Source organism: Bradyrhizobium sp. LCT2 (genome assembly GCF_009931255.1).
GTDB lineage: Bacteria > Pseudomonadota > Alphaproteobacteria > Rhizobiales > Xanthobacteraceae > Bradyrhizobium > Bradyrhizobium diazoefficiens.
The window spans coordinates 434,517-454,028 of record NZ_CP034432.1; the positions used below are offsets into that span (position 1 = coordinate 434,517).

Sequence of the window (19,512 nt, forward strand, 5' to 3'; positions counted from 1 at the left end):
GATAGAATCGGAACGGGGCTCTAGATTCTTGTTTTGACGCGTTTTCTTTACGCGAACCGGTATCCACTTCGCTTGAAAACGCACTAAAACGAGCGGTGGTGTTCATCAGGCGTGGGCGGCGACCCTGGAATGCGCGTCGATCTCGCACCCCACGTCGACGCCCGGCGTCGCGAATGCCCGCAATTCGCAGGTGCCGTCCCATCCCGGCATGTGATCGAGATGCAACTGCATGAATTCCTTCGCCATGGCCAGGGCTTCCGCCTTGTCGCGCAGCTCGAAAATGGCGTAGCCGCCGATCACTTCCTTGGCCTCGACGAAGGGGCCGTCGATGACGCTGAGCTCGCCGTCGACGATCTTCACCCGTGCGCCGGTCGCAAGCGGCATCAGGCCGCCGGTGTCGAGCATTCGACCGGCCTTGATCTCCCGCTCTGATATTTTCTGCATCGCCTCCATCAGTGCCGGGGTCGGGCCCGCCATCGGCTGGCTGGAGGTGACGATGTACATGAAGCGCATGAAAAACTCCCTTGGCGCGAGCAGCGGCCGCTCCGGCCGCAAACCGGCTCGCTATGGATGTGACGATTGAGCCTCGGCTAAATCGACATCCCCGAGAGAAATTATTGGCCGGGAGAAATTATTGCCGCAGCATGATCAGGGGATCAGCGGTATCGGGAACGCGCCGCCACTGCGCGTTGTCGTCGGCCTCGAACTGCCAGACATCGCCTGATTTCGACATCAGGATGATCTGGCCGCGTTCGAGCCGCCATTGCGTCGGATTGAACTGCGCGATGCCCGCATCGCATTTCGGCTTCAGGAAGACCTGGAAATTGTCCGGCCCCGCCTCGGTATTGGTCAGCGTCAGCCCGCAGACCGGCTGGCCGTTGCCGCGCACCATCGACCAGTCGCCGATCATCTGGTCCATCGACTTGGCCATCGAACGGGCGGCGGCGAGGTCCTGCAGGATGTAGACACCTTCGCCCTGCCGCAGCCCCTCGAAGATGCCGGCCTCGACCTCGGTGAAGTCGATCACCGCTTCACCGGTCGCATCCTGCAAGCGAACGATGTCGAGACCCCTGACGCTCCAGGCTACGATGTCCTTGGTGAAGGGCAGCGCGGTCTTGCAGGCCGGCTCCAGCTCCAGCTTGAAGCCCTGGCCCGCGGCGTCGCTCTTCATGGTGACCACGCAGGTCTTGCTGCGCTCGGTGGTCGAGAGCTCCCATTGCCCGGGCATCGTCTTCTTCAGGCTCGTCGCATCCTGCGCCAAGGCAGGGCCGACCGCGGCGACACATGCCGCGATGGCCAATGCAGCGACCCGAAGAATGGTCATCAGCGCCCCTTGAACGGCGTTTCCGCAACCGGGGTCAACGGCGCCTTGCCGGCGAACCAGGCCTTGAGGTTGTCGACGACGAGCTGATCCATCGCGTTGCGCGTCACCACCGAGGCCGAGCCGATATGCGGCAGCAGCACGACGTTCTGCATGCTCTTCAGCTCGTCCGGCACGCTCGGCTCCGCTGCGAACACGTCGAGGCCGGCGGCCAGGATGGTGCCGGATTTCAGCGCCTGCACCAGCGCCGGCTCGTCGACCACGGAGCCGCGCGCGACATTGATCAACACGCCGCGCGGGCCGAGCGCCTTGAGCACCTCGGCATTGATCATCTTGTTGGTGCTGGTGCCGCCGGGCACGATCACCATCAAGGTATCCACCGCCTTCGCCATCTCGATCAAGTCAGGGTAGTGCTTGTAGGAGACGTCCTTGGACGGGTTGCGGGAGTGGTAGACCACCGGCACCAGCGAGGCATCGAGCCGGCGCGCGATGGCCTGGCCGATCCGGCCCATGCCGACGATGCCGACCTTGCGGTCGCGCAAGGAGCCGACGCTGAGCGGATAGTTCTGCGTCTGCCAGAGGCCGGAACGGACGTAGCGGTCGGCCTTGATGAATTCGCGCACGGTGGAGATCAGCAGGCCCATCGCGACGTCGGCGACCTCCTCGGTCAGCACGTCGGGCGTGTTGGTGACGATGATGTTGTGCTCGGCCGCGTATTTGGCGTCGACGTGGTCGTAGCCGACGCCGAAGCTCGCCACCATCTCGATCTTGGGCAATTGCGACAGCGAGTCCCTGTCGGCACGCACCGTGTGATAGGTCACGGCCACGCCGCGGATCTTTTCGCGGATCGCGGGTGTCAGCCGCTCGAGGTCGCCTCGTGTCTCGGCCTTGTGCACGACGAAATGATCGGAAAACCCGTTCTCGAGGATCGGCCGCACCGGCCCATAGATCAGAAGGTCGATCTTTTCGGACGAAATCGAACCGGCGGTCATCAGTTTTCCTTTCCAAGGGCGCTTTCGTGCCAGCGCCGTAAAACGAGGTGGGAAACTAGCGCCAGCACCCCATAGATGACAATCCCGGCCAGCGACAACAGCAGCAGCGCGGCGAACATGCGGGGTATGTTCAATCGGTAGCCTGACTCGGCGATCCTGTAGGCGAGCCCGGAGCCGGCGCCGGCCGTTCCGGCCGCGATCTCGGCCACGACAGCGCCGATCAGCGACAGCCCTCCGGCGATGCGCAGGCCGCCGAGGATATAGGGCAGCGCCGCCGGCAGCTTCAGGAAGCGCAGGGTTTGTGGTGGCGAGGCGCCATAGAGCTGGAACAGGCCGGCCAGATTGCGGTCGACCGAATTGAGCCCGAGCGTGGTGTTGGAGAGCACCGGGAAGAAGGCGACGATGAAGGCGCAGACGACGACCGCGGTCTGCTGCTCCAGATAGATCAGGAGCAGCGGTGCAATCGCGATAACAGGCGTCACCTGGAGGACGACGGCGTAGGGGAATAGCGAATATTCCACCCATTTCGACTGGTTGAACAGCAGCGCCAGCGCGATACCGCCGACGCTCGCTGCCACAAATCCTTCAAGCGTGGTCAGAAGCGTGGTGGCGAGCGATTGTGACAGCACGGCCCAGTCCTTGATCAGCGTCAGGAAGATCACGGAGGGCGCGGGCAGCACGTAAGGCGGGATCTCCCTGATGCGGACCACGAGTTCCCAGGCGAGAAGCCCGGCCGCAAGCACGATGACGGGAAGCACGAAGCGCACCGCGCGGTGCGCGCCGGACGGACTGGCGGTGACGGAGGGCTGCGCGCTCATAGCACCGGTTGCCCCGAATAAGACGGCGCCAGCGCGGCCGACACCTTCCGGCAATAGTCCGAATAGGCGGCCGAGGTGCGAAACTCCTCTCCGCGCGGCTCGACCGTCTCGATGCGGATGTCGGCCTGGATCCGGCCGGGCCGCGCCGTCATGACCACCACGCGCTGCGACAGATAGACGGATTCGAACACCGAATGGGTGACGAAGATGACGGTCTTGCGCAGGCTGCGCCACAGCGCGAGCAGGTCGTTGTTGAGGCGGAAGCGCGTGATCTCGTCGAGCGCCGCGAACGGCTCATCCATCAGGAGGATATCGGGATCGGTGACGAGCGCGCGCGCCAGCGAGACCCGCATCTTCATGCCGCCGGACAGCTCGCGCGGATAGGCGTCGGCGAAATCGGCAAGCCCGACGCTCGCCAGCGCTTCGTCGGCGCGCCCGCGCGCCTCCGCCTTCGCCACGCCCGCGAGCTTCAACGGCAGCCGTACGTTCTCGCGCACGCTGGTCCAGGGCATCAGGGTCGGCTCCTGGAATACAAAGCCGATGCCATGGCCCGGCTGTGCAGGTCCCTCGTGACGCGCCATCCGCACGATGCCGGACGACGGCGCGCTGAGCTGTGCGATCAGCCGCAGCGCGGTCGACTTGCCGCAACCCGACGGTCCCAGCAGCGAGATGAACTCGCCCTTGCGCACGGCGAGATCGAGCGGCCCGAGCGCCATGACGCCGTTGTCATAGACCTTCGTCACGCCGCGCAGGCTGACGGCGAGCGCCGTCAGGCTGGCCTCGACCCCGGACGAGGTTTTGACTGGTGACATGGACCTTGCGTTACGGCTTGCTCGGACGCAGCTCGACGCCGACGCCCTTGTTGACGAAGCGCAGCGTGTAGGACTTGCGGAAGTCGAGATCCGGCTTCACCACGCCCGCCTTCACCATCTTGTTGAAGAAGGAGGTGTAGCGCTCGTCGCTCATGGCGCCGATGCCGTTCTTCAACGACTCGCCGGAATCGACGATGCCGTATTCCTTCATCCTGGCGACGGAATAGGCAAGCAGATCGTCGGTCATCTCAGGGTTGAGCTTCTTGATCATGGCATTGCCGGCGGAATTATCGCCGTAGATATAGTTGTACCAGCCGATCATGGAGGCATCGACGAAGCGCTGCACCAGATCGGGCTTCTTCTCGGCGATGTCGCGGCGGGTCTCGATCAGGGTCGAATAGGTATTGAAGCCGTAATCGGCGAGCAGCAGCACGTTCGGCTTGAAGCCGGCGGCCTTCTCGACCGCGAAGGGCTCGGAGGTGACGTAGCCCTGCATCGCGCTCTTGGGATTGGCGATGAAGGGCTGCGGATTGAAATTGTAGGGCCGGACGTTCTTCTCGTTGAAGCCGTATTCGGACTTGAGCCACTGGAAGTAGCTGCTCATGCCCTCCTTGGAGACGAACAGGGTCAGCGGCTTGAGGTCCTCGATCTTGGCGACTTTGGCGTCCGGCTGCGTCAGCATCACCTGCGGATCCTTCTGGAACACCGCGGCGATGGTCACGACGGGAACGTTGTTGGCGACCGCATCGAACGACATCAACGTGTTCGCGGCCATGAAGAAATCGATCTTGCCGGCGATCAGCAGCATCCGGTTGTTCTCGTTGGGACCGCCGGGGACGATGGTGACGTCGAGCCCGTATTTCTTATAGGTGCCGTCGGCGGCCGCCTGGAAGAAGCCGCCATGCTCGGCCTCGGCGACCCAGTTGGTGCCGAAGGTGACTTTGTCCAGGGTCTCGGCGCGCGCCGGGACGACCGAGACAAGAGCGGCCATCAAGCCCGCCGTTAACGCTCGCCGCAGATGAGAGAGGGTCATAATGGCACTCCGTCGATCGCTTCTGGCCCAATCGCTTCTGGCCCATGTGAAAGCAACGCGATAAAACCGCATGAAGTTCGGGGACGCGAGCCGGCCAGGCCCGCGTCCCCTCATACGCCAAATTACGTGACAAATTCGGGCAAAGAAACCTTGATGATGCCGTCCCGCGACTGGACCGAGATCCGCTGGGCCGACGCCGTCCCTGCGGAGACATCGCGCTGGATCGCGGTGCTGCCGCTGGCGGCGACCGAGCAGCACGGCCCGCACCTGCCGCTTGCAACCGACGTGCTGATCGCGGACGCCTATCTGGCGCGCGTGCGCGAGCTTTTGCCCGCGACCATTCCGGTCAGTTTCCTTCCCGTTGAACCGGTCGGAATTTCCACCGAGCATATCGACTATCCGGGCACGCAGACGCTGCCGACCGACGTGGCGCTGAAAAGGTGGACCGCGATCGGCGAGGAGGTCGCGCGGCGCGGGGTGAAGAAGCTCGTCATCATCACCAGCCATGGTGGCAACAGCGCGGCCATGATGCTGGTCGCGCAGGATCTGCGCGCGCATCACAAGCTGTTCGTGGTGACGACGTCGTGGTCGCGCCTGTCGGGCGCCGACAAGCTGTTCCCGGCCGAGGAGGTGCGCCACGGCATTCATGGCGGCGCGATCGAGACCTCGATCATGCTGGCGCGCTATCCCGACCAGGTGCGCAAGGATGCGATCGCGGATTTTCCCGCGAGCAGCGTCGCGATGGAGACGCAGTATCGCTGGCTGTCGACGCAGCGGCCCGCGCCATTCGCCTGGCAGGCGCAGGATCTGAACGCCAGCGGCGCCATTGGCAATGCGACCCTGGCCGTACCTGAGAAAGGCGCGCAATTGTTGGATCAGGGTGCGCGCGCCTTCTGCGAGCTGCTCACCGAAGTCGATAACTTCGACGTGAACAGGCTCGCCAAGGGCCCTCTCGGCTAGCCAACATCCTCCTGGAATCATTGAGGAAAGGACCTCACCCGGGGGTCGCATCCGCCGTCTTCGAACCGGACGCGCAGAGCCTCCGTCCAACTGGGCACGCGGGCCACAACGGACCGCCTCAACCCGGATGGAGTTTCACATGTCGATCAAGACCAAGATTGCCGCCGCAGCTCTCGCTGCCCTCGCCGTCACCGGCAGCATCGTGTCCACCACCTCCTCGGCCGAAGCCAAGCAGCCCGGCTGGGTCTGGGGTGTGGGTGCCGGCATCGCCACCGCCGCTGTGGTCGGCTCCGCGATCGCCGCCAGCAACGACCCCTATTACTACGGCTATCACCGCTGCGGCTGGGTCGCCCAGTACAACGCCTTCGGCCAGTACGTTGGCCGCGTTCGCAGCTGCTACTGATTTGAGTACCTGAGGCCGATCTCACGTGGATCCTGCGTCCGACACGGGCGCCTCATCCACCCCGTGTCGTGCCCGACCCCGCCCGGCTGTCCCCCCGGGCGGGGTCAACCATTTGCGGCCAGAAAAGCCCGGCTACCGCTTGGCTCAGACGATCCTTCCGATTGCACGTCTCGCGTGTCAGGATACGGATAGGCGGCTGGAGGGCGAGCGTGAATTGGCGGGTCTCAATTGGATCGATCCTGATTGCGATCCTGACATCGACACAGGCATTTCCCGAGCCGGCCTTACAGCCGCAAACAGCGCCCCAGGGCGACAGCCGCCCCGCCGTGGACCTCGAGCTCGTGATCGCGGTCGACATTTCCTACTCGGTGCAGCCAGATGACCTGGCGGCTCAACGCGAAGGCTATGCCAAGGCCATCGTCTCGGAGGAGTTTCTGCGGGCCTTGCGGACCGGCCCTGTCGGCAAGATCGCGCTGACCTACTTCGAATGGTCATCGACAAGGGATCAGGACGTCATCGTCCCCTGGCGGCAGATCGACGGACCGGAAGCGGCCGAGGCCGTCGCAGCTGAAATCATGAAGGCACCGATCCGCCGCGGTTCGCGCACGTCGATTTCGGGTGCGATCAAGTTCGCCATGCCGCTGTTCGAGCAGAACCCGTACCGGGGCGCGCGCCGCATCATCGACGTTGCGGGCGATGGCCCCAACAACAACGGCGATCCTGTCGCCACCGCGCGCGACACAGCAGTGCAGCAGGGCATCGTCATCACCGGCCTGCCGGTCATGATCAATGCAACGCCTCCTGGTCAGGTGGACATCAGCCATATCGACCATATCGATTGGTACTATGAGGATTGCGTGATCGGCGGTCCAGGTTCCTTCGTCGTGCCCATCACCGATCGCGAAAACTTCAAGGAGGCGATCCGGACCAAGCTGGCGCTCGAGGTCGCGGGCCGTACGCCGGATCAATCGCCGCCCCCCTCAGTGGACAAGAAGCCGCGGGTTCTCTGCACGATTGGTGAAAAACTCTGGCAGCAGCGGTGGGATACGATCGCTCCGGCGACCAATAGTCCGGCGATGAGCAAACCGGCGGCGAACAGTTCGTCGAGCAAGGAGGACGCGCTGCTCGACAAGAAGATCAAGGGCATCTGCCGCGGCTGCTAGGTGCTCCCGCTGGCCAGCGACCGGCCGTCGAGCCTTCGCGATGCCACCACTCTCCCATCCGTCCTGGATAGGTCCTTCCGCAGAGGTCGACTCCGCTCGAGCAGTCGAGATCCTGTCTCCCTGAGCGATGTTGCAGTCACGTCACACAGCGGTGCGAACCATCACCTGCGGCAATCCGCTTCAGTTGCTATTGCGAATTAATCGCAATAAGGTTTGCAGCAGACACGGGGACTTGGGAAGAAATCGCGTCGGATCGAGATCATCTCGGCCGATCGTGCGAACAACCGGAACCTGGTGACAGGACCGTCGCGAATCGGCAGGGATGTCGGCTGCGGCGGATAGGACACATTCGCGTATTGGGGGCGTGCGTTTTGACGTTGAGAGGTCACCGTTACAGGTATTTGCGGACGGCCGCGGCAATCGCCTCGGGCGTGATGGTTTTGCCCGCCGCGAGCCGCGCGGCCGATCTGCCGCTGAAGGCGCCGGCGCTGAAAGCGGTCTATGACTGGACCGGCCTCTATATCGGCGCGCATGTCGGCGTCACCCGCGGCACGTCGTCGGCGACACTGATCGATCCGACGCTCGCGACCGACGACCATGTGTTTACCGGCGCGACCGGCGGCGTGCAGGCGGGCTATAACTGGCGCCTCAATTCGGGGCTCCTGCTCGGCGTCGAAGGCGACATCTCGTTTCCGAACTATCTGCCGTCCAACCACGTCGTGTCGTCGGCAGCGACCGTGCTGTCGAGCGCGGAGGAGCGCTGGGACTATGTCGCGAGCCTGCGCGCACGGCTCGGCTACACCAGCGGCAACTGGCTGTTCTACGCGACCGGCGGCGCGGCCTTCACCGGCGAGCGTTTCCTGTCGACGCCGACCGGCGGCACTGAGGAGAAGGTGTTGCACACGCGGTTCGGCTGGACCGCCGGCGGCGGCGTCGAATATGCCTTCGCGCCGCACTGGAGCGCGCGGCTCGAATATCTCTACAGCAAGTTTGACAACGCCAACGTCACCTTCCCGTCCGGCGCGCAATATTCGTCGTCGATGGATTTCCAGAGCCTGCGCATCGGCCTCAATCGCAAGATCGACTGGCCGGGCGTGCCGACCTACAACCCGAAGTCCGACGTCACCGACACCGAGTCCAGCCGCTGGGAGATTCACGGCCAGTCGACCGTGCTGGGGCAGGGCTACCCCGCGTTCCACGCGCCCTATACCGGGACGAACAGCCTGCTCCCGTCGCCGGATTTCCAGCAGACCTGGAGCAACTCGCTCTATCTGAATGCGCGGCTGTGGGACGGCGGCGAGGTCTATTTCAATCCTGAGCTGCTGCAGGGCTTCGGCTTCAACAACACGACGGGCGCTGCGGGCTTTCCCAACGGCGAAGCGCAGAAGTCCGGCTTCCCCTATCCGCACTTCAACGCCTCTCGCCTGTTCGTGCGCCAGACCTTCGGCTTCGGCGGCGAGCAGGAGGAGCTTGCCAGCGGGCAGCTTCAGCTCGCGAGCAAAGTTGACGTCTCGCGCCTCACCTTGCAGGTCGGCAAGTTTTCCGTGGTCGACGTGTTCGACGGCAATTCCTATGCGCACGATCCGCGCAAGGACTTCATGAACTGGTCGATCTGGGCGTCCGGCGCTTTCGACTACGCCGCCGACAAGCTCGGCCTCGGCTACGGCGCGACCGCCGAATTGAACCAGAAGCAATGGGCGCTGCGCGCCGGCTACTTCCTGATCGATGCCGTCTCCAACTCGAACAATTTCGACATGAACGTCGGCCGTCGCGGCGAATATGTCATGGAGCTCGAGACGCGCTACTCGCTGTTCGGCCTGCCCGGCAAGCTGCGCACGCTCGGCTTCGTCAACAGCGCCTTCTCCGGCAGCTATCGCGAGACACTGGACAATCCCGCGTTCGGCGTCGACATCAGCCAGACCCGCCGCGGCCGCCTCAAATACGGCTACGCGTTCAACGTCGAACAGGCCATCACCGACGATATCGGCGTGTTCGGCCGCTGGAGCTGGAACGACGGCCGCAACGAGATCATGGCCTTCACCGACATCGACCGCAGCCTGTCCGGCGGCGTCTCGGTGAAGGGAACGAAATGGGGCCGGCCCGACGACGTCGTCGCCATCGCCGGCGCCATCAACGGCCTCTCGCAGGACCATCGCGACTTCATCGCCGCCGGCGGACTCGGTCCGCTGATCGGCGACGGCCAACTCAACTACCGCCGCGAACGCGTGCTAGAGACCTATTACGCCTACGCGCTGAACAAGGCGCTGACCTTCACCGCCGACTATCAGCTCATCGTCAATCCCGCCTACAACGCGGATCGTGGCCCGGTGTCGGTGTTCTCCGGCCGGCTCCACGGCGAGTTCTGAGCGCGCGCGCCTCGTCCTTCGAGACGCCCGCTTCGCGGGCTCCTCAGGATGAGGCTAAGCATTGGTGCCCGTCGAAACTGCGGCCGCGCACTCCGTCCTCATCCTGAGGAGCCCGCCAGAGCGGGCGTCTCGAAGGATGGGCCAAAGGGACGTCGCTCTGCAAATACGATTGCGACCCCAGCGGGGAGAGGAGTTCGATTTTCTACGCGGCCCGGATCGCGTCCAGGAACTTTCCGACCTCGGTCTTGAGACGCGTGCTCTCGCCTGACAGCGATCTGGCTGCCGCGAGCACATTCGAGGATGCCGATCCGGTCTGGCTCGCGCCGCGCTGCACGTCGACGATGCTGGCGGAGACCTGCTGGGTGCCGCGGGCCGCCTGTTGCACGTTGCGGGAAATCTCCCGCGTCGCCGCGCCCTGCTCCTCGACCGCCGAGGCGATCGCGGACGCGATCTCGGACATGCGGGTGATGGTGTCGCCGATCGACTTGATGGCGCCGACGGAATCCTCCGTCGCCGTCTGGATTCCCGCAATCTGCTGGCTGATCTCGCCGGTGGCCTTGGCGGTCTGCTCGGCCAGCGCCTTGACCTCGGAGGCGACGACGGCAAAGCCGCGGCCGGCCTCGCCGGCGCGGGCCGCCTCGATGGTGGCGTTCAGCGCCAGGAGATTGGTCTGGCCCGCGATCTGGCTGATGAGCTCGACGACGTCCCCGATCCGGCCGGCGGCCTTGGCCAGCTCGCCGACGTGATCGTTGGTCCGCCCGGCCTGCTGCACCGCTTCGCCGGCGACGCGCGCGGAGTCCTGGACCTGCCGGCTGATCTCGTCGACCGACGAGGCCATTTCCTCCGCCGCCGCGGCAACGGTCTGCACGTTGGTGGAAGCCTGCTCGGATGCGGCCGCGACGGTCGCAGTGACCTTTTCCGATTGATCGGCCGTGCTCGTCAGCGTTCCCGCCGAGGCCTCCAGCTCCGAGGATGCCGACGCCACGGTGTTGATGACGTCGCCGATCATCGCTTCGAAGTCGCGCGCGATCTGGTCCATCCGCTGGCTGCGACGGAGCTTCGCCTCGGCTTCGACCGCGGCCGCCTCGTCGGCGGCCTTCTTGGCCGCGAGCGAATCCTTGAAGTGCCGCAGCGAGCCCGCCACCTGGCCGATCTCGTCGTTGCGGCCCGTCGCGGGGATCTCGACCTCATGCTGTCCGGCGGCGAGCGTGCCGATCACGTCCGCGAGCCGGCTAAGCGGCGTTACCACGCGGCTGCGCAGCATCATGGTCACGCCACCGAGCGTCCCGAGCAGCGCCAGCACCGCCACGCCTGCAAGCGCGAGCATCGCCAGCGCGCCATCGCGCGCGGCCGCGGCGCGCTCGGCCGCTTCGGCCAGCGCGGCGTCGCGCACGCCGTAGAACATCTGGATGGCCGGCACGATGACACCGGCCAGCTCTTCGGCGTTGACACCGTACTTGCCGTCGCTACGGGCCGCCGGCATTTCCTTATCCACGACGAGCGCGGCTTTGCCGAAATAGGAGTCCGTCGCCGCCTTCAACGCGGTGGCGATGCGGGGCGGGCTTCCGAGCTGGTCGATACCGGCCTCGATGCGCTCGCGGTCGGCCTCGACACGCCCCTGCATGCGATCCATCAGCGAGAACTCGGCCGCGGTGAGCGGCCGGCGTACGCTCAGCGCCGGCGACAGCGTGGCGGCGCGGCTGCCGGCCGAGACGCGCAGATCCTGCGCCGTCCGCGCCAGGCTCAGCAACGCCGCAAGCGAGGAATCGGCATTGACGACCTTCGCCTCAAGCCGGTTCATGACCGGCTCGATATTGCCGAGCACCTCGGCAACACCGGGCAGGAAACCCTTGATCGCGGCGCTGTCGCGCGCCGCCAGCGGAACACTCATCGCGCGATCTGCCGCAGCGTTGATCTCCTTCAGCCGCCGCGCCGCACGGTCGAGATGCTCGGCAATCGCTCCGCCGTCATCCAGCACCATGATGGCCCGCCTTGCGCTCTCGAAGGCGGTCTCGGCGGCTTTCGCGGCCTTCGCGGCAGCGTCGATCTGGGCCTGCGTCGCAGCGGCCTCCTGGAAGATCGGTCCAATGTAGGGGGCACGGAGACCGGCGACCTGCTGGCTGACCATCAGGGTCGCACCAAAAGCGTCAACCGTCTTGATCGCATCGGAGCGGTTCGTGAAGATGCGCGCCTGGGGTATCAGCACCTCGGCGCCGAGGATGACTGCAAAAACCGTCACCGTCAGCATCGACAGCGCGAAGAGCTTCCCGATCCGCATCCTTGGGTCCCCGAATACATTGCTACAAATGTCGAAAACCTAGCTGGCGGCCACTAAGGGCCCGTTAAGCAACGGCCCGTAGTTCAGCGGAGTGCCTTGGGCCGCGCGGGTCGCCGGAACGCTGTCATCGCCGGGTTCCCCTTGGTGTCAGATGCGACAGAATTGCCGGGATTTTCCTCGCAAAACGCCTATATCAATGCTTGCGTCGCCATCCGGCCGCACTCGCATACCTCCGGAACATCAATGCTCTCGGTCGAACTCGTCATCGTCGTCGTCCTGATCGTCATCAACGGCCTGCTCTCCATGTCGGAGCTGGCCGTGGTCTCGTCCCGCCCGGCCCGCCTCTCGCTGCTCGCCGCCAAGGGCGTGCGCGGCGCCGACCGCGCGCTGACGCTGGCGGCCGATCCCGGCAAATTCCTCTCGACGGTGCAGATCGGCATCACGCTGGTCGGCGTGCTCTCGGGTGCATTCTCCGGCGCGACGCTCGGGCAACGGCTGGCGCAATGGCTGGTCGAGCTCGGCCTGTCCGCCGGCATCGCCGACATCGTCGGCGTCGGCATCGTCGTCACGCTCATCACCTACGCCACACTGATCGTCGGCGAGCTGGTGCCGAAGCAGGTGGCGCTGCGCGACCCCGAGAGCATCGCGGTCAAGGTCGCGCCCGCGATGCATGTTCTGGCGCGGATCTCGCTGCCGCTCGTCTTCCTGCTCGATCTCTCCGGCAAGCTGATCCTCACGCTGCTCGGCCGCGGCGGCAAGGCCGAGGAGAAGGTCTCGGAGGACGAGATCCATCATCTCGTCAGCGAAGCCGAAAATGCCGGCGTGCTCGAGCCCGGCGAGAAGGAGATGATCGCCGGCGTGATGCGGCTCGGCGACCGGCCGGTCGGCGCCGTCATGACGCCGCGCACGGAGGTCGACGAGATCGACCTGAACGACGCACCGGAAGCCATTCAGCAGATCATCGCCAAGAGCCCGCATTCGCGCTTTCCGGCCTCGGACGGCGAACGCGACAAGCCGATCGGCGTGCTCCAGGCCAAGGACCTGCTGGTCGCGTTCATGAGCGAACGCACGCCCGATCTGCGGGCGCTTGTTCGCGAAGCGCCAAGCATTCCCGCCTCGGCGGATGCCCGCGACGTGCTCGCGATCCTGAGGGCCGCTCCGGTCCATGTCGGTTTCGTCTATGACGAGTACGGCGCCTTCGAAGGCGTGGTCACCGCGGCCGACATTCTGGAATCGATCGTCGGCGCGTTCCATTCCGAGGAAGGCCCGCCGGAGCCGGCCTATGTCAAGCGCGCAGACGATTCGCTGCTGGTCGCCGGCTGGATGCCGGTCGACGAATTCTGCGAGCTGCTCGGCATCGAGCTGCCGCCGCACCACCGCTTCTACACCGTGGCGGGCCTCGTGCTGCAACACTTCAACGTGCTGCCCAATGTCGGCGACGCCTTCGACCTCGGCGGCTGGCACATCGAGGTGGTCGATCTCGACGGAAGAAGGATCGACAAGATTCTGGCGAGCCGTCGGGGTGAGCAGGCGGCGGCGTGAGTGCGCGCTTGCGTGAAGTGACGCATGCTGTCGCGCCAATCTCCACTCGTCGTCCCGGACAAGCGCGCCTCAAGCGCGCGCCGATCCGGGACCCATACTCCCAGGAAGCCGTTTGGCGAAGACTGGGTGTTCGGTACTACCACCAACCGCAATCGATCGATCACGCGGTATGGGTCCCGGATCTGCGCTGACGCTTGTCCGGGACGACAGCTGAGATTGTGGTTCGCGCTCATGCCAGATGCAGGCGCCTACCCGAACCTCACACCGATCCGCTTTTCCTTGCGCCAGACCACGGTGCACGCCAGATGCTTTCCGTCGGCCTGGATGAGCAGGGTGAAGTGTTCGGGAATGCCGACCGGGCTGGTGACGTCGAGGGCTGCGCCGGTGTCTGAGAAATTGCGGACGGTGCAGTCGATCGCGCCGCCACCGAACTCGATCGTTCCGGCCTTCAGCACGCGATGCCTGGCTTTGTTGCGTCGCTCGTCCATGGGATGAACTATACCCAAAGTTGAATCAGACGTTAAGCCCCCGCTCTGCTCGCGACAATTTCATGGCCTCGCGCGGGCCGCATCATGCCGTGGCCCGGCGCCTCACAGCGCCGGCTGGAACGTCTCCGCCCGCGCCATCCGCCAGGCGTCGCGGAAGCGCGGGTCCTCCGTGCCTTCGAGCAATTCTCCCGGACGCAGCGCCGGATAGAGCTGCGCGAAAGATTGCACCTGGGTCGTCGACCTGCGTTGGCTGAAGTGGATCGGGCGCAGCTGCTGGGGATGTTCGAGGCCGGCCGCGGCGATCAGCTCGGTCAGCGAATGCAGCGTGGCATGGTGGTAATTGTGCACGCGGTCGATCTTGAGCGGCACGTAGAGCGCGCGCGCCCGCGTCGGGTCCTGCGTCGCGACACCGGTCGGGCAGCGGTCGGTGTGGCAGCTCAGCGACTGGATGCAGCCGAGCGAGAACATGAAGCCGCGCGCCGAATTGCACCAGTCGGCGCCGATCGCCATCGCCCGCGCCATGTCGAACGCGGTGGCGATCTTGCCGGAGGCGCCGAGCTTGATGCGGTCGCGCGCATTGATGCCGATCAGCGCGTTGTGCACGAAATTGACGCCCTCGCGCATCGGCATGCCGAGATGGTCCATGAACTCCAGCGGCGCGGCGCCGGTGCCGCCCTCGTTGCCGTCGACGACGATGAAATCGGGATAGATGCCGGTCTCCAGCATCGCCTTGCAGATCGCCAGGAATTCCCAGGGATGACCGATGCACAGCTTGAAGCCGGCCGGCTTGCCACCGGAGAGGCGGCGCATCTCAGCGATGAACTGCATCATGCCAACGGGCGTCGAGAAGGCGCGGTGCGAGGCCGGCGAGATGCAGTCCTCGCCCATGGACACGCCGCGGATCTTGGAAATCTCCTCCGAGACCTTTGCCGCCGGCAGCACGCCGCCATGGCCGGGCTTGGCACCCTGGCTGATCTTGAGCTCGACCATCTTGATCTGGTCCTGGCCGGCGACGCGCGCGAACGCTTCGGGATCGAACGAGCCGTCGAGATGGCGGCAGCCGAAATAGCCGGAGCCAATCTCCCAGATGATGTCGCCGCCCATCTCTGCGTGATAGGGGCTGAAGCCGCCCTCGCCGGTGTCATGGGCAAAGCCGCCCTTCTTCGCGCCGGCATTGAGCGCACGCACCGCGTTCGGGCTGAGCGCGCCAAAGCTCATCGCCGAGATGTTGAACACCGAGGCCGAGTAGGGCTTCTTGCAGTCCGGTCCGCCGACGACGACGCGAAACTTCTCCTCGGCATGCGCCTTCGGCGACACCGAGTGATGCATCCACTCATAGCCCTCGCGGTAGACGTCCTCCTGGGTGCCGAACGGACGCTTGTCGAGCTGCATCTTGGCGCGCTGATAGACCACCGCGCGGGTGTCGCGCGAGAACGGCATGCCGTCCTTCTCGCTCTCGAAGAAATACTGCCGCATCTCGGGGCGGATCTCTTCGAGCAGGAAGCGGATATGCGCCGAGATCGGGTAGTTGCGCAGCACCGCATGGCTCTTCTGGAGCAGGTCGCGGACGCCGAGCAGCGTCAGGGCGCCGAAGATCAGGATCGGGATCAGCAGGATGTCGAAGATCTTGCGGTCGGCGATGCCGAAGCCGATCAGGAGAGCGGTGACGACCGCGCAGATCGTCAGCACGATGAAGCGCGGCGAGAACGGCATCAGCAGGGTTTCCATGGCCCCCTCTTCCAACGGCCCACGCTTCGATTTTGGCGCTTTGCTATTTTCGTCGGCCACGATTCCCATCCTCTCGCCAGCTTGAGGCGGTACGATACGCCCGCGCCTGTCATACGGATATGACGCGGCCCTTGTTTCAGGCTAGCGAATTCCGCCGCCGCAGATCAATCCGCCGAGAGGTTAGGCTTTTGCAGTGCAGCAGAGGGAGTGGGGGTGGGAATAGTGGGGCGGCCGGGCAAGGTGCTTTACCCACCGCCGTCGTCCTGGCGAAAGCCAGGACCCATTACCCCTAAACGGGGTTGCGCGAAGACTGACAACGACCAGCCTTCGCCAAACTTGACTCGGTGGGTATGGGTCCTGGCTTTCGCCAGGACGACACCGAGAGGATAAACGAGCGGTGCTTACCGCTCGACGAACGCCTTCTCGATCACGAAATGGCCGGGCTTGTTGCCGCTTCCCTCGATGAAGTCGCGGCCTTCGAACATCACCTTCAGCTCTTCCAGCATCGCCGGGCTGCCGCACATCATGATGCGGTCGGTTGCGATGTCGAGCGGGCCCTGTCCGATGTCGTTGAAGATCTGCTCGGAGCTGATGAGGTCGGTGATGCGGCCCCGATTGCGGAACGGCTCGCGGGTCACGGTCGGATAATAGACCAGCTTGTCCGCGAGCAGCTCGCCGAACAGCTCGTCCTCGCGCAGATTGGCGACGAGCTTCTCGCCGTAAGCGAGCTCGGAGACCTGGCGGCAGCCATGCACCAGCACGATGGTCTCGAACTGCTCGTAGACGTCGGGGTCCTTGATCAGGCTCGCGAACGGCGCGAGGCCCGTGCCGGTCGAGAGCAGCATCAGCCGCTTGCCCGGGATGAGGTTGTCGGTGATCAGCGTGCCGGTCGCCTTGCGGCCGACCAGGATGGTGTCGCCCTCCTTGATCTTCTGGAGGCGCGAGGTGAGCGGGCCGTCCTGAACCTTGATCGAGAAGAACTCGAGCTCTTCCTCGTGGTTGGCGCTCGCCATGCTGTAGGCGCGCAGCAGCGGACGGCCGTCGACCTCGAGGCCGATCATCGCGAACTGGCCGTTCTGGAAGCGGAAGCCGGTATCGCGCGTGGCGCGGAAGCTGAACAGCGTGTCGGTCCAGTGCTGGACGGAAAGAACCTTCTCTCGGTAAAACGCGCTCATGATTTTCGATATTCCGAATAATTGCGGTTTTAGGGCAAAAGCACTGCCCGGCCCTGAAAGCGGGGCGGACACCATTGCCATGGCGGAGGATTTCGCGTGTGTGATCTACGCCATTGAGACCAATAATCAACCTCGTTTCGGATGCAATTGATGCCGATCAAACCGGCATTTGCGATGGAATTGGCCGCATCATTAATGAATCTGCTGCGTGGCGCGCACAGAGGGCAATTTCTTTTCCCTTTCGGGCTCGATGGCAGCACTTAATTTCCGTCGCGCTCGCGAGAATTTCATTAAGAATAGCTCTGATCTTCACCCCGGCTTGGCGCCGATGCCCGCATTTTTGCGGCTTTTGGCGACAGGAATGATTGAGACCCATGGCCAGCAGCGAACGCATCTTCGTCCAGGCGATCAGGCGCTATTGCGCCCGACATGGCATTGCCGTCGACATCCGCGCCGGTGGCTGGCTGATCGCGATGCGCCGGGGCGAGGCGCGCCACTTCGCCTTCGGCTACGACATCGGCCTCAACAGCGCCATCGCGCATCGCCTCGCCAACGACAAATCGGCGACCGCCGAGGCGCTGTCGCTTGAAGCCGTGCCCTGCATTCCTCATCATCTCTTCCTCAACCCGAGCATGGGCGCGCATGTCGCCGGCCCTGGTTGGCGTGAAGCGATGCTGGCGCTGCTTGCGCAGCACCCGCAAGGCGTGGTGGTGAAGCCGAACGAGGGCACGTCCGGACGCGCGGTGTTCAAGGTGACGAGCGCTGCCGAGCTCGATCGCGCCGTCAGCGAGGTTTTTTCGTCGAGCCTCGGCCTCGTGATCGCGCCTTATGTCGAGATCGAGGAGGAGGTCCGCGTGATCCTGCTCGATCGCAAGCCGATGATCGTCTACCGCAAGGACCGGCCGTCGGTCGTCGGCGACGGCGAGCATACGTTGCGCGAGCTCGCGATCGCGGCGGGACACGACGGGCAGCTCCGCGAGCTCGAAGCGCGCGAGGTGAATGCGGTCGTCCCGAACGGCAAACGGCGCATCCTGAACTGGCGGCACAATCTCGACGCCGGCGCGCGGCCGGTCCTGATGGAGATTGGCGAGGTGCACGCGGCATGCGTGAAGCTCGCCGTCGACGCCGCCAACGCCATCGGCATCGCCTTCGCCTCGATCGACGTGGTGCGCGTGGATGGCGCCTGGCGCGTGCTCGAGATCAATTCCGGCGTGATGATGGAGGCGCTGGCGAAGCTCCATCCGGAGCTGGTGCAGGCGACGTATGACGCGGCGCTGGACCGGGTGTTTGGGGAGAGATAGCAGCCGCGAGCTCGCTGCGCCCTCTCCCCTTGTGGGAGAGGGTGGCTCACCGCGTAGCGGTGAGACGGGTGAGGGGTCTCTCTCCGCGCGTGAAACTCTTGCGTCTGAATTTGCGGAGACAACCCCTCATCCGGCGCTTCGCGCCACCTTCTCCCACAAGGGGAGAAGGGAAGGCAGCGAGCCTCCGGCACGGCGCGATCACTAATTATTCGCGCTCGCCGAATCGTCCATCGCCTTGAAGGCTTCCTCGAGTTGCAGCGAGATCGGCACGTTGAGCCGTTCGCCGGTCGGAAGCCTGGCGGTGAACCATTTGTTGTAGAGCGGGACGAGGTCGCGGTTGGAGCCGAGCTTGCGGAAGGTGCGCTCGACCACAGCCGACAATTGCGGCTCGCCTTTCCTGAACATGATGCCGTAGGGGTCGTAGGACAAATAGTCGCCGGTGACGCGGTACTTGTCCTGCGCCTTGTGGCGCGCGATCAGGCCGGAGAGCAGGATGTCGTCGGTCGCGAACGCATCCGCCTTGCCGTCCGCGAGCATCTGGAACGATTGCTCGTGATCGGCGCCGACGGCGATGGTCAGCCCCAGCGAGGATTTCTTGTCGGCCGCTTGGATCGCCTGCTCATTGGTGGTGCCCTTCGTCACCACGATGGTCTTGCCCTTCAGGTCGGCCAGCGACTGGACGCTGGACGCCTTCGGCACCATCAGCTTGGTACCGGCGACGAACATCAAGGGGGAGAACGCGACGCGCTTGGCGCGCTCGGCATTGGCCGTGGTCGAGCCGCACTCCAGGTCGATCTTGTTCTGGAGCACCGCTTCGATGCGGTCGTCCGAGGTGACCTTGACGTAGTCGATCTTGAGATTGGGATCGTCGACCTCGACGCCGATCTCCTCGACGATGGCCTCGCAGAGTTCGAGGCTGTAGCCGATCGGGCGGCCCGACTGGTCGAGGAAGGAGAACGGCGGCGAGCTCTCGCGATAGCCGAGCCGCACGACATGCGCCTTCTTGATGGCCGACAGCGTCGGGCTGAGCCCTTCGCTCCCGGTCTGGGCGAGTGCTGTGGTCGCGAGCAACGATGCCGCGAGCCAGAGGCAGCCGCCGATCACTGACCTTGTCAGTGTCTGGCCCATGGTG

General features: G+C 64.8%; 18 protein-coding genes. 7 read left to right on the forward strand and 11 right to left on the reverse strand.

Annotation, left to right across the window (positions count from 1 at the left end):
* Positions 1-105: 105 nt before the first annotated feature.
* The 6 genes from EI171_RS02840 to EI171_RS02865 form a co-directional block, all read right to left on the reverse strand.
* Positions 106-513: a YciI family protein gene (locus tag EI171_RS02840; protein WP_161532553.1), complete on the reverse strand. Its 408-nt coding sequence runs from the start codon at positions 511-513 to the stop codon at positions 106-108.
* A gap of 118 nt (positions 514-631) precedes the next feature.
* Positions 632-1,324, reverse strand: coding sequence for an AprI/Inh family metalloprotease inhibitor (locus EI171_RS02845; RefSeq protein WP_011082919.1), 693 nt, complete (start codon positions 1,322-1,324; stop codon positions 632-634).
* Positions 1,324-2,313, reverse strand: coding sequence for a 2-hydroxyacid dehydrogenase (locus tag EI171_RS02850; RefSeq protein ID WP_161532554.1), 990 nt, complete (start codon positions 2,311-2,313; stop codon positions 1,324-1,326). The genes EI171_RS02845 and EI171_RS02850 overlap by 1 nt, the downstream gene beginning before the upstream one ends.
* Positions 2,313-3,131, reverse strand: coding sequence for an ABC transporter permease (locus tag EI171_RS02855; protein ID WP_011082921.1), 819 nt, complete (start codon positions 3,129-3,131; stop codon positions 2,313-2,315). The genes EI171_RS02850 and EI171_RS02855 overlap by 1 nt, the downstream gene beginning before the upstream one ends.
* Entirely contained in the window at positions 3,128-3,943 is an 816-nt protein-coding gene (locus EI171_RS02860; RefSeq protein ID WP_028175105.1) for an ABC transporter ATP-binding protein, read from the reverse strand. Before EI171_RS02860 ends, EI171_RS02855 begins: the two co-directional genes overlap by 4 nt.
* 10 nt (positions 3,944-3,953) lie before the next feature.
* Positions 3,954-4,976 carry an ABC transporter substrate-binding protein gene (locus EI171_RS02865; protein WP_161532555.1) on the reverse strand — a complete coding sequence of 341 codons (1,023 nt, stop codon included), beginning with the start codon at positions 4,974-4,976 and terminating at the stop codon, positions 3,954-3,956.
* Positions 4,977-5,129: 153 nt separating this feature from the next.
* Between EI171_RS02865 and EI171_RS02870 the strand changes: the two genes are divergently transcribed.
* The 4 genes from EI171_RS02870 (at position 5,130) to EI171_RS02885 (ending at position 9,868) form a co-directional block, all read left to right on the forward strand.
* Positions 5,130-5,936, forward strand: a complete 807-nt coding sequence (locus EI171_RS02870; protein WP_161532556.1) for a creatininase family protein — start codon at positions 5,130-5,132, stop codon at positions 5,934-5,936.
* Between the two features lie 139 nt (positions 5,937-6,075).
* Positions 6,076-6,339 carry a hypothetical protein gene (locus tag EI171_RS02875; protein WP_028175107.1) on the forward strand — a complete coding sequence of 88 codons (264 nt, stop codon included), beginning with the start codon at positions 6,076-6,078 and terminating at the stop codon, positions 6,337-6,339.
* Positions 6,340-6,548: 209 nt separating this feature from the next.
* Positions 6,549-7,502, forward strand: a complete 954-nt coding sequence (locus EI171_RS02880; RefSeq protein WP_161536908.1) for a DUF1194 domain-containing protein — start codon at positions 6,549-6,551, stop codon at positions 7,500-7,502.
* A gap of 434 nt (positions 7,503-7,936) precedes the next feature.
* Positions 7,937-9,868: a carbohydrate porin gene (locus EI171_RS02885; protein ID WP_161536909.1), complete on the forward strand. Its 1,932-nt coding sequence runs from the start codon at positions 7,937-7,939 to the stop codon at positions 9,866-9,868.
* Between the two features lie 202 nt (positions 9,869-10,070).
* Here the strand turns inward: EI171_RS02885 and EI171_RS02890 are convergent, their stop codons facing one another.
* The gene (locus EI171_RS02890; protein ID WP_161532557.1) at positions 10,071-12,146 is read right to left on the reverse strand and encodes a methyl-accepting chemotaxis protein; all 2,076 of its coding nucleotides are present in this window, start codon (positions 12,144-12,146) and stop codon (positions 10,071-10,073) included.
* Positions 12,147-12,389: 243 nt separating this feature from the next.
* On the opposite strand from EI171_RS02890, the gene EI171_RS02895 reads away from it, so the two are divergent.
* Entirely contained in the window at positions 12,390-13,688 is a 1,299-nt protein-coding gene (locus EI171_RS02895; protein WP_028175109.1) for a hemolysin family protein, read from the forward strand.
* Between the two features lie 248 nt (positions 13,689-13,936).
* On the opposite strand, the gene EI171_RS02900 is transcribed toward EI171_RS02895, so the two are convergent.
* The 3 genes from EI171_RS02900 to EI171_RS02910 form a co-directional block, all read right to left on the reverse strand.
* Positions 13,937-14,176 (reverse strand): PilZ domain-containing protein, encoded by a 240-nt coding sequence (locus tag EI171_RS02900; RefSeq protein WP_011082930.1) that lies wholly within the window; start codon positions 14,174-14,176, stop codon positions 13,937-13,939.
* Between the two features lie 102 nt (positions 14,177-14,278).
* Positions 14,279-15,904 (reverse strand): FMN-binding glutamate synthase family protein, encoded by a 1,626-nt coding sequence (locus EI171_RS02905; RefSeq protein WP_011082931.1) that lies wholly within the window; start codon positions 15,902-15,904, stop codon positions 14,279-14,281.
* Positions 15,905-16,305: 401 nt separating this feature from the next.
* The gene (locus EI171_RS02910; protein ID WP_028175111.1) at positions 16,306-17,079 is read right to left on the reverse strand and encodes a ferredoxin--NADP reductase; all 774 of its coding nucleotides are present in this window, start codon (positions 17,077-17,079) and stop codon (positions 16,306-16,308) included.
* On the opposite strand from EI171_RS02910, the gene EI171_RS02915 reads away from it, so the two are divergent.
* Together EI171_RS02915 and EI171_RS02920 are read left to right on the forward strand one after the other, a co-directional pair.
* A complete protein-coding gene (locus tag EI171_RS02915) occupies positions 17,078-17,230 on the forward strand; it encodes a hypothetical protein (RefSeq protein WP_156149860.1) in 153 nt (50 codons plus the stop codon). The two genes, EI171_RS02910 and EI171_RS02915, sit on opposite strands and share 2 nt — an antisense overlap.
* A gap of 223 nt (positions 17,231-17,453) precedes the next feature.
* Complete coding sequence (locus EI171_RS02920; protein WP_161532558.1) at positions 17,454-18,380, forward strand: RimK family alpha-L-glutamate ligase; 927 nt, start codon at positions 17,454-17,456, stop codon at positions 18,378-18,380.
* A gap of 201 nt (positions 18,381-18,581) precedes the next feature.
* Here EI171_RS02920 and EI171_RS02925 read toward each other — a convergent pair whose 3' ends face one another.
* Positions 18,582-19,508, reverse strand: a complete 927-nt coding sequence (locus EI171_RS02925) for an amino acid ABC transporter substrate-binding protein (RefSeq protein ID WP_161532559.1) — start codon at positions 19,506-19,508, stop codon at positions 18,582-18,584.
* Between the last annotated feature and the right edge of the window lie 4 nt (positions 19,509-19,512).